This window comes from Streptomyces sp. NPDC057702 (assembly GCF_042799315.1).
Taxonomy (GTDB): domain Bacteria; phylum Actinomycetota; class Actinomycetes; order Streptomycetales; family Streptomycetaceae; genus Streptomyces.
Genome location: NZ_JBHVJC010000007.1, coordinates 244,922 through 255,561, shown reverse-complemented (window position 1 = coordinate 255,561; position 10,640 = coordinate 244,922). Strand labels below are relative to the sequence as shown.

Below are 10,640 nucleotides of genomic sequence, written 5' to 3'. Positions count from 1 at the left end.
TCCTTCTCCCGCAGCAGCTTCTTCTCCCGCGCGTACTTGTTGACCAAGTACGTCAACGCCGCACGGAAACCCTCCTCGTGCGTACCACCCTCATGGGTGTGAATCGTGTTCGCGAAGCTGTAGACACCCTCGGTGTACTGGGTGTTCCACTGCATCGCGACCTCAAGCGAGAGCAGCCGCTCCTTGTCCTCGGCCTCGATGTCGATGACCGTGGGATGCACCAGCTCGCCCTTGCGCGAGTTCAGGTACTTCACGAAGTCGACGATGCCGCCCTCGTAGTGGTACTTCGCCGAGAGCGGCTTGCCCTCCTCGTCGACGTGCGCCTCGCGCTCGTCGGTCAGGGCGATCGTCAGCCCCTTGTTGAGGAAGGCCATCTCCTGGAAGCGACGGGCCAGCGTCTCGAACGAGTACTCCGTCGTCTCGAAGACGTCCGGGTCGGCCCAGAACGTCACCGTCGTGCCGGTCTCCGCCACCGCCTCGTTGCGGGCGAGCGGGGCCGTCGGCACGCCCAGCTTGTAATCCTGCGTCCAGCGGAAACCATCCCGCTTGATGTCCACGGCCAGCTTCGTCGACAGCGCGTTGACGACCGACACACCCACGCCGTGCAGACCGCCGGAGACGGCGTAGCCGCCGCCACCGAACTTGCCGCCCGCGTGCAGCACGGTCAGCACGACCTCCACGGCCGGCTTCTTCTCCACGGGGTGGAGGTCGACGGGAATGCCACGCCCGTTGTCGACGCAGCGCACGCCACCGTCGGCCAGGATCGTCACGTCGATCGTGTCGGCGTGTCCGGCCAGCGCCTCGTCAACGGCGTTGTCCACCACCTCTTGGACCAGGTGGTGCAGGCCGCGCTCACCGGTGGACCCGATGTACATGCCGGGCCGCTTACGGACCGCGTCCAGGCCCTCCAGGACCGTGATCGCGCTGGCGTCGTACGAGGGAGGTGCCTCGTTGACGTCCGTGTCCACCGCAGCGGCGTCCGCCACGGTCGGGGAAGCGGTGATGTTCTCGTTGGGGTTGCCGGAATCGGCCACGAAGCGCCCTTTCTGGCACAGCAGAGCCGAACCCCTGGTACGGAGGACCGGCCTTGTCTTTCGAATGCCCCGCACGCACGGTGAGCCACCGTGTGCGCAAGCGGCGACGGTGTACTTCAGTCTACCGGTAAGCGCCGACAGAATTGGGGCTTGCGGGCGCCTGAGTCGGCGACTGGCGCCCTGAACCAGCGCCTTCCTACTCCCCATATCTGGTCTGGGCCTCCAGGAGGCTCACACAGGCACTCAGCGCTTCGACTCATCAACGACCGGCGATGTGACCGGCGTCTCAACGTTCCCGCCTGTCCCAGCCCCGGTCCTCCTCCGTACGCACCCCGTGCGACGCCCCCGCGCCCGGACCCGCCACGCCCCGGCGCACCGGGGCCACACCCCGCCCGGCGTGCGACGCACGCCCCACCGCCCCCGCCGGAGGCCGCGCCACGACCGGCCGCCGGCGCATCGCCGCAGGTCGCGGGGAATATGCCAGCTACACATAGCCCGGGCGCAGGCCGCGCGACCTCCGCCGCGTCGGGCCTTTCGACCTGTCCCGCTCCGGCGCCGGACGCCGCGCGCGATCGACGGCTGGTTTGTGCCGCCCTGGCGCCCGTGCGGCACCAGACGCGGAAAGCGGAGGCACTACGACAGCGGCACGAGAGGCCGACGACACCGAGGCGAGAACGACCCGCCGCACGTCAGGGTCAGCGAGGAGCGCAAGGACCCCACGGTGGCCCACCGCACCCGGAAGCCACCCCGGCCCGAGACGGGCGCGCGGCGGGGCACCCCGCGCGGACGCCGTACACGGCGCGCTTCGCCACGTGCGACGAAGCGCGCGCGGAGACACCCGGGCCGGTGGAGCGGGGACGCGGGAACCGGCTCAGCCGTACGTGTCGCCCGGGCCCCGGCTGCCGGGCGCGCGCAGCGGGCCGTAGCGCCGCGTGGGGCCGCCCGGCCCGAGCACCTTGAGCTGGCGGACGGTGCCGTGGCCCAGATCCGCGTTGAGCCGCGCCACGAGCTGCGGCGCCAGCAGCCTGAGCTGGGTGGCCCACGCCGTGGAGTCGCAGCCCACCGTCAGCACGCGCGCCTCCTCGTCGTAGCGCTGCGGCTCACAGTGCTGGGCGACCTCGGGCCCCACGAGCTGAGGCCAACGCCCCATGACGCCGCCGACGGCCGCCGGCGCCTCCCAACCGCGCTCGGTGATCAGCCGGTTGATGGCCGCGCCGAGCGGCAGCGGGTCCCGCCCGTCCGCGCGCGCGCCCGAGCGCAGCCCACCGCGCCGGGCCTGCTTCTTCTGCTGGGCGGCGGCGCCGTGCGCACGGGCCCGCTCCTTCGCCGCCCGCAACGCCACCCGCGCCAGGTCCACCCCGGTGGGCTCGGCCGCCGCCGCGCCACCGGTCGCGGAACCGGCGTCGCGGCCGTCACCGGCCGCCGGTCCGCGTGCCGCGTCCCGCTCCGGTCCACCCGCCGCCGACCACGTCATAGGCGCTCCACCACACCTTCCGAAACCGCGTACCGCACACCCGCCAGCACCCCGGGCACGTCGTCGTCCACCGCGGCCGTCACCAGCACCTGCTCGCCCGGAGCCACCAGTTCGGCCAGCCGCTCGCGGCGGCGCACGTCCAACTCGGCGAACACGTCGTCCAACACCAGCACCGGCTCGTTGCCCTCGCCGCGCAGCAGGTCGTACGAGGCCAGCCGCAGCGCCAGCGCGTACGACCAGGACTCGCCGTGGCTGGCGTACCCCTTGGCGGGCAGCTCGCCCAGCTTGAGCAGCAGATCGTCACGGTGCGGGCCGACCAGCGTCACGCCCCGCTCGATCTCCCGCTTGCGCGCCTCGCCCAGCGCCGCGCGCAGCAGCTCGAACAGCTCGGCCCGACTGGTCTCGGCGCCGAGCCCCGCGCCGCCCGCGCTCTCGCTGACCGAGCCGCGGTACTCCAGGACGACCGGCCCGCCACCGGGGGCGAGTTGCTCGTACGCCTTGTCGGCCAGCGGGCGCAGCGTGGCCACCAGGTCGAGTCGCTGGGCCAGCAACTCCGCGCCCGCCTGGGCCAGGTGCTGGTCCCAGACGTCCAGCGTGGACAGGTCGAGCTGTCGGCCGCCGTGCCGGCGCGCCATGGCCGCCGTCTTCAGCAGCGTGTTGCGCTGCTTGAGCACCCGCTCGTAGTCCGAGCGCACCCCGGCCATCCGGGGCGACCTGGCCGTGACCAACTCGTCCAGGAAGCGCCGCCGTTCGCCCGGGTCGCCCTTGACCAGTGCCAGGTCCTCGGGGGCGAACAGCACCGTGCGGACGATGCCGAGCACGTCGCGCGGCCTGACCTGCGAGGAGCGGTTGATCCGGGCGCGGTTGGCCTTGCCCGGGTTCAGTTCGAGCTCGATGAGCTGCTGCCGGTCGCCCTGGACGACCGCGGCGCGCACGATCGCGCGCTCGGCCCCCATCCGCACCAGCGGCGCGTCCGAGGAGACCCGGTGGCTGGCCAGCGTGGCGAGGTAGCCGACGGCCTCGACCAGGTTGGTCTTGCCCTGCCCGTTGGGGCCGACGAACGCGGAGACGCCCGGGTCAAGGGGAACCTCGACCCGGGCGTACGAGCGGAAGTCGGCGAGTGACAGATGCGAAACGTGCATGACTTCCGTACCGACCTCCCCCGTCGATCACGATCTGGTGCGACCGTCCAACGGCCGCACGACCTGCTGTTACTCGATGACGAGCGCGCCGTTGGCGGGCGCGCCCGCGCTCACTTGTCCGTGCTGCTGGTCACCGCGTGGCCGCCGAACTGGTTGCGCAGCGCGGCGATCATCTTCATCGACGGCGAGTCGTCCTGCCGCGAGCTGAAGCGGGCGAACAGCGAGGCGGTGATCGCGGGCAGCGGCACCGCGTGGTCGATGGCCGCCTCCACGGTCCACCGGCCCTCCCCGGAGTCCTGCGCGAAACCCCGCAGCTTGGCCAGGTGCTCGTCGTCGTCCAACGCGCGCACGGCCAGGTCCAGCAGCCAGGACCGGATGACCGTGCCCTCCTGCCAGCTCCGGAAGACCTCGCGGACGTCGGTGACCGAGTCCACCGCCTCCAGCAGCTCCCAGCCCTCGGCGAAGGCCTGCATCATGGCGTACTCGATGCCGTTGTGCACCATCTTGGCGAAGTGGCCGGCGCCGACCTTGCCCGCGTGCACCGCGCCGAACTCGCCCTCCCGTCGCCCACCACCCTGGTCGGACGAGCTTCGCTCGGCTGTCCCACCAGGCTTGAGCGCGTCGAAGATCGGCTGCACCTTGGCGACGTGCTCCTGGTCGCCGCCGTACATGAGCGCGTAGCCGTTCTCCAGGCCCCACACGCCGCCGGAGACGCCGCAGTCCACGAAGCCGATGCCCTTCTCGGCCAGCTCCGCCGCGTGCTTCTCGTCGTCGGTCCACCGCGAGTTGCCGCCGTCGACGACGACGTCACCGGGGGAGAGCAGCGATCCGAGCTCGTCGATCGTGGACTGGGTGGCGGCCCCGGCGGGGACCATCACCCACACCACGCGCGGCCCCTGGAGCTGGCCGACCAGCTCCGCCAGGCCCGCCACGTCGGCGAGGTCCGGGTTGCGGTCGTATCCGATGACGGTGTGGCCTGCGCGGCGGATGCGCTCGCGCATGTTGCCGCCCATCTTGCCGAGACCGACGAGACCGAGCTCCATCACTAATCCTTCTTGCCGGAGTGAGTGCGTTGGGTAACGCGGCCGAGCCTACGCCCGGCCCCGCGTGCACGACTGTGGGCTCCGCCGCTCATCCGGGGCGCCCACCGATGACTGGAACCGCGTCGCCCGACGTCGCGGACGACCCGCCTTCCGTGCTCACTCTGAGCCACCGGAGCGCGATCCGCCCGTCGGGCCACGGGAGCGTCCCGCGACCCGGCCGCCCGTGCCTCAGCCGGACAGTCGCACCGGCATGATCAGGTACTTGTACGCCTCGTCCGCCTCGGCGTCCACGGCCGGCCGGCCGCTGAGCAGCGCGGGCTTGGTGGAGGTGGTGAACGAGAGCTGGGCCACCGGCGAGTCGATCGCGCTGAGGCCGTCCAGCAGGAAGGTCGGGTTGAAGGCGATCGAGATGTCGTCGCCTTCCAGCTGCGCGTCCACGCGCTCCACAGCCTGTGCGTCGTCGCTGGAGCCGGCCTCCAGGATCAGCACGCCCTGCTCGAAGCTGAGCCGCACCGGGGTGTTGCGCTCGGCCACCAGCGCCACGCGCTTGACCGCCTCGACGAACGGCGCCGTCTCGATCACCGCGACGGAGTTGAACTCGGTCGGGAACAGCGTGCGGTACTTCGGCAGGTCACCTTCGAGCAGCCGGGTCGTCGTACGCCGTCCCGCGCCCTCGAAACCGATCAGCCCTTCGCCGGCGCCGGAGCCCGCGAGGGCGATGCTCACGGTGTCGCCGCTGGTCAGGGACTTGGCCGTGTCCTGCAGCGTCTTGGCGGGCACCAGGGCGACGGCGGACAGGTCGGCGGTCTCGGGCTTCCACAGGAACTCGCGGACCGCGAAGCGGTAGCGGTCGGTGGAGGCCAGGGTGACGTGGTCGCCCTCGATCTCGATGCGGACGCCGGTGAGCACCGGGAGGGTGTCGTCACGACCGGCGGCGATGGCGACCTGGGCGGCGGCGGCGGCGAAGACCTCACCGGGGACGGTGCCGGTGACGCTGGGCATCTGGGGCAGCGACGGGTACTCCTCCACCGGCAGGGTGTGGAGGGTGAACCGCGAGGAGCCGCAGACGACGGTGACGCGTACACCGTCTGTGGAAATCTCCACCGGGCGGTTCGGCAGGGCGCGGCAGATGTCGGCCAGCAGCCGGCCGGAGACCAGGACGGTGCCGTCCTCCTCCACGTCGGCCTCGACGGAGACACGGGCGGAGACCTCGTAGTCGAAGCCGGAGAGGCTCAGCGCGCCTTCCTCCGCCTTCAGCAGCAGGCCCGCGAGGACCGGGACGGGCGGACGGGCCGGGAGGCTGCGGGCTGCCCAGGCCACTGCGTCCGCGAGTACATCGCGCTCCACCCGGATCTTCACCGGAACCGCCTCCTGCTGTTGCTGACTCGCCCTGCTGGCCTTCGTCGTCGGCTGATTGCCGGAGACCAGTCTGACGCACGCCACCGACAGCGAGTGCGCCTCGGGGTCAAGTCGGAGCGGAGGGCGAAGAGCGCCCCGGAGCCGAGTTGTGCACAGGCCCCACTTCGAAACGAACTTCCAGCTCTCTAGGTGTAGTCGTAGTAGTAGGGCCTGTGGAAACCGTGGATAACTTCCTTTGCGCAGGTCACACCGCGTTTTTTATCCACGGACCCTGTGGGCGGTGGCAGTGGATAACCAGGGGTCTCTGTGGACCACCGAAAGTTCTGCACACCCGATACACAGGGGAGCCCTACTTCTCCCCAGCCGCGTCCCCAGTTTTACCCACGTTCCCCACAGCCCAACCCGGGGTCTCGGTGTGACGCCTTTCACTCGCGTCGGTGAGAGGGGGTGTCGCGTTGCCGAACAGTGGACAACCGTGTGGAGAAGGCGGCGAAAGCTGTGCACAAGACCGGGTGAGCTGTGGGTAGGCGGTGGACAACCGGCTCGGGTGCCCTGTGGACGATTTTTTGTCCACAGCCTGTGGATGACGGTTTGCCACAAATCCACACGCCTCTGACCTCGGCAGATCCTGCCTCATCGGGGCAGCCTGTGGACAGGTTCGGGACAGTCCAGGCGTCCCCAGCCTGTGGACGCGAAAAAGTACGCACATCTGTGGAGAAGACCCGTGTCCACCCTCGTAATCGAACACCTCCCCTCCGGGATGTCCCCGCCGTGGCCGCCTCGTGACCGGTCCACGACGGCTTCCGGACCGGCCGATGAACGCGAAACGGCGCCCGCGATCCGACGACAGGAGCGCTGTGAGCGCACGCGGACGCGCACCCCTCCGAGCGCGAAGTGGCCCCACCGACCCTCCAGAGGCGCCTCGCGGGCCTGCTGAAGGGGGGAACTGTCCACGGAGAGCCGGGCCGGGCTGGCGCCGGGGACGCGGCCAGGTCCTGGCGTGGGCGGCCGGCTGACGCGGCGTGGTGGCCGGGCGCGGCGCGGTGGCCGGGCGCGGCGCCCCCGACCAGGGGACAGGAAGCGCGCCAGGCGCCGGGCGGCGGAGGCGGCGAGCGGCTGAGACGGGCAGGCCGGCGCGCACGGCGCCCCGGTGGGGGCCGCGCGCGGTCGTGGTGGGGAAGCGGGGTGGGCGTCAGCCGTTCTTGATGCGGTTGGTCAGCTCGGTGACCTGGTTGTAGATGGAGCGCCGCTCGGCCATCAGGGCCCGGATCTTGCGGTCGGCGTGCATCACCGTCGTATGGTCCCGCCCGCCGAACTGCGCGCCGATCTTGGGCAGCGACAGGTCCGTCAGCTCACGGCACAGGTACATCGCGATCTGCCGCGCGGTCACCAGGACCCGGCTGCGGGAGGCCCCGCACAGGTCGTCGACGGTGTGACCGAAGTAGTCGGCGGTGGCGGCCATGATCGCGGTGGCGGTGATCTCCGGGGCCGCGTCCTCGCCGCCGGGAATCAGGTCCTTCAGCACGATCTCGGTCAGCCCCAGGTCCACCGGCTGCCGGTTCAGGCTGGCGAACGCCGTCACACGGATCAGCGCGCCCTCCAGCTCCCGGATGTTGCGCGAGATGCGGGAGGCGATGAACTCCAGCACCTCCGGTGGCGCGTTCAGCTGCTCCTGCACCGCCTTCTTGCGCAGGATCGCGATCCGCGTCTCCAGCTCGGGCGGCTGCACATCGGTGATCAGCCCCCACTCGAAGCGGTTGCGCAGCCGGTCCTCCAGCGTCACCAACTGCTTCGGCGGCCGGTCCGAGGACAGCACGATCTGCTTGTTGGCGTTGTGCAGCGTGTTGAAGGTGTGGAAGAACTCCTCCTGCGTCGACTCCTTGCTCGCCAGGAACTGGATGTCGTCCACGAGCAGGATGTCCATGTCGCGGTACCGCTTGCGGAACGCGTCCGCCTTGCCGTCGCGGATGGAGTTGATGAACTCGTTCGTGAACTCCTCCGAGCTCACGTACCGCACCCGGGTCCCCGGGTAGAGGCTGCGCGCGTAGTGCCCGATCGCGTGCAGCAGGTGCGTCTTGCCGAGCCCTGACTCCCCGTAGATGAACAGCGGGTTGTACGCCTTGGCCGGCGCCTCCGCCACGGCCACCGCGGCGGCGTGCGCGAAGCGGTTGGAGGCGCCGATGACGAAGGTGTCGAAGAGGTACTTCGGGTTCAGCCGCGCGGTGGGCTCGCCGGGGCCCGGCGCCGGAGCGGGCTGCGCGGCCAGCGGCCCCGGCGCACCGGTCGGCGTCCCCGGGCCGCCGTGCCCGGGACTCTGACCGCCCGGCCCGGAACGGGGCAGGTCGCCGACGTCGCGGCGCTGCGCCTCGTAGGGCGGGCCGCCGTGCGCGGGCGGCCCGTGCTGGGGGTGCTGGCCGCGCTGGGCGTACGGGTCGGCGTCCGCAAAGCCTCCCAGCCGGGGCTGCTGCCAGTTGTTGTACTCGCCACGGGAGTCGGGCGGCGCGGCGCCGCCGGAGCGCGGCCAGGCGCCGGGGTCGGGGCGCTGCTGCGCGTAGTCGGGGTAGGCGGGGCGGGCGCTGGGCAGCTCGTCGCCGGGGCGGCCGTAGCCGTCGCGGGTCTCGTAGCCCTCCCGCGCCTCGCGCCCCTCTCGGGCGTCGTATCCGTCCCGGCTCTCGCGCGCGTCGTAGCCCTCACGGGCATCGCGCGCCTCGCGGCCGTCGTACGTCTCGCGTCCCTCGTACGACTCCCGCTTGTCGTAGCCGTCCCTGGTGTCGTAGGGCTCGTAGGCGTCGCGGGCCTCGTAGCCCTCGCGGCCACCGTCGTACCCGTCGCGCGCCTCGCGCCCGGGGCGGCTCTCGCGGGCCTCGTAGCCGTCCCGGGCGTCGAAGCTCTCGCGCGGTGCGTCGGTGTACCGGGACTGCTGGCCGCCGTGCGGCTGGTGCGTGGACGTGTGGTGGTGCGGGGCGGGTGCCGGGGGCGGCGGCGCGGCCGGATCGTTCCTGGAGTCGTCCACGGTGATCGCGATGCGGATGGGACGGCCGCACTCGCGGCTGAGCGCGTCGCTGATCAGTGGCGCGAGCCGGCCCTCCAGCACGCCCTTGGCGAACTCGTTGGGCACCGCGAGCAGCGCGGTGTCGGCGACCAGGGCCAGCGGCTGACAGCGGTTGATCCAGTGCTCGTCCTTGGCCTCGACGCCCTGCCCTCTGCCCTCGCCGCGTAGCTGCTCCAACACGCGTGGCCACACTGCGGCAAGATCGGCAGGTACGTCAGCCACAGGGCACGCTCACTCACTCACTCGGAGGGGGACGCCGACAGGTCCCACGAATGCGTGGTTCTTGGGACGTGCGGGAAGGATTCGGAGTTCCGCCACGGTAGTCAGGCCGACGCGCGTGGTTCAAGTCGTTGTCCACAGGGTGTGTACAAATGTGCCATGCACCGCCGCACCGTGCCCTGGCGGCCCGGTATACGGTGGCGGTGGAGCGCTACGCCCGTGCTGGTTTGACCGGATGGCGTAGCCGCGCGTACCGTAACCAGGTCGAGTTGTCGATGGCTGCTGCCGCCTGCCTCCGATGGGCATACATCCACGAACCGTGGTGAAGAAGCGGTGCAATCGGGCGTATACGAGCTTCTCGTGGGCGCACGGTGACAGCCAGGCGATGTCCCGCCGTCACACGATTCATTTCTGGAGCCCCCGAGTGAGCAAGCGCACCTTCCAGCCGAACAACCGCCGCCGCGCGAAGACCCACGGCTTCCGGCTGCGTATGCGTACCCGCGCCGGCCGCGCGATTCTCGCGTCCCGCCGTGGCAAGGGTCGCGCCCGCCTGTCCGCCTGACCTCAACAGGTCATGACGTGCTGCCTACCGAGCATCGGCTGAGGCGGCGCGAGGACTTTGCGACCGCGGTACGCCGAGGACGCAGGGCCGGGCGCCCGCTCCTTGTCGTGCACCTTCGAAGCGGTACATCGGACCCGCACCCACCTGGGGAGATCGCTCCCCAGGTGCGTGCGGGTTTCGTCGTCAGCAAAGCGGTCGGCAACGCCGTCACCCGAAACCTGGTGAAGCGCCGGTTGCGCCATCTCATGCGCGATCGGCTCGACCACTTCCCCCCCGGTAGCCTGGTAGTCGTACGGGCGCTGTCCGGCGCGGGCGAGGCGGACCACGATCAACTGGCCCGCGATCTCGACGCCGCGCTACGGCGCCTGCTGGGTGGGGCCTCCCCCGAGACCTCCTCGGCGAAACTCGGGGGTCAGACCAAGGGGAGGGTGCCGCGATGAAGTACCCGCTGCTGTGGTTGATCAAGCTCTACCAGTGGACCATCAGCCCGATGTTGGGCCCGGTCTGCAAGTACTACCCGTCGTGCTCGCACTACGGCTACACGGCCATCAACGTGCACGGCGCAGTAAAGGGCACGGCGCTGACGGCTTGGCGCATCCTGCGCTGCAACCCGTGGTCGCACGGAGGTGTCGACCACGTCCCCGCCCGGAAGCGCCCGGTGTGGCACCAGTGGCTGCGGAGCCGTCTGCGTGGGCACTCCGCCGCCGAGCCCACCGCGCAGCCTGAGACTCAGCCCAACGCCCAAGGAGCCTGAT

The 10,640-nt window shown here is 71.1% G+C and carries 9 protein-coding genes; 3 read left to right on the top strand and 6 right to left on the bottom strand.

Features of this window, described 5'->3' with window-relative positions:
* The 6 genes from ACFVFR_RS07745 to dnaA all read right to left on the bottom strand — a co-directional run.
* Positions 1-1,058: ATP-binding protein (locus ACFVFR_RS07745; protein ID WP_383698793.1), on the bottom strand; the 1,058-nt coding region annotated here is incomplete at its 3' end.
* Positions 1,059-1,905: 847 nt separating this feature from the next.
* Entirely contained in the window at positions 1,906-2,508 is a 603-nt protein-coding gene (locus tag ACFVFR_RS07740; protein ID WP_383698778.1) for a DUF721 domain-containing protein, read from the bottom strand.
* Positions 2,505-3,650: a DNA replication/repair protein RecF gene (gene recF, locus ACFVFR_RS07735; protein WP_383698777.1), complete on the bottom strand. Its 1,146-nt coding sequence runs from the start codon at positions 3,648-3,650 to the stop codon at positions 2,505-2,507. The genes ACFVFR_RS07740 and recF overlap by 4 nt, the downstream gene beginning before the upstream one ends.
* Before the next feature lie 110 nt (positions 3,651-3,760).
* A complete protein-coding gene (gene gnd / locus ACFVFR_RS07730) occupies positions 3,761-4,693 on the bottom strand; it encodes a phosphogluconate dehydrogenase (NAD(+)-dependent, decarboxylating) (protein WP_383698776.1) in 933 nt (310 codons plus the stop codon).
* A 228-nt stretch (positions 4,694-4,921) separates the two neighbouring features.
* Positions 4,922-6,052 carry a DNA polymerase III subunit beta gene (gene dnaN, locus ACFVFR_RS07725; protein ID WP_383698792.1) on the bottom strand — a complete coding sequence of 377 codons (1,131 nt, stop codon included), beginning with the start codon at positions 6,050-6,052 and terminating at the stop codon, positions 4,922-4,924.
* Positions 6,053-7,244: 1,192 nt separating this feature from the next.
* The gene (dnaA, locus tag ACFVFR_RS07720; RefSeq protein ID WP_383698775.1) at positions 7,245-9,326 is read right to left on the bottom strand and encodes a chromosomal replication initiator protein DnaA; all 2,082 of its coding nucleotides are present in this window, start codon (positions 9,324-9,326) and stop codon (positions 7,245-7,247) included.
* Positions 9,327-9,747: 421 nt separating this feature from the next.
* Between dnaA and rpmH the strand changes: the two genes are divergently transcribed.
* Genes rpmH through yidD form a run of 3 tightly spaced genes read left to right on the top strand, consistent with a single transcriptional unit; the run spans position 9,748 to position 10,639 of the window.
* Positions 9,748-9,885, top strand: a complete 138-nt coding sequence (rpmH, locus tag ACFVFR_RS07715) for a 50S ribosomal protein L34 (RefSeq protein WP_003949374.1) — start codon at positions 9,748-9,750, stop codon at positions 9,883-9,885.
* A gap of 17 nt (positions 9,886-9,902) precedes the next feature.
* Positions 9,903-10,325, top strand: a complete 423-nt coding sequence (gene rnpA / locus ACFVFR_RS07710; protein ID WP_383698774.1) for a ribonuclease P protein component — start codon at positions 9,903-9,905, stop codon at positions 10,323-10,325.
* Entirely contained in the window at positions 10,322-10,639 is a 318-nt protein-coding gene (yidD, locus tag ACFVFR_RS07705) for a membrane protein insertion efficiency factor YidD (RefSeq protein ID WP_383698773.1), read from the top strand. The genes rnpA and yidD overlap by 4 nt, the downstream gene beginning before the upstream one ends.
* Position 10,640: the final 1 nt, after the last annotated feature.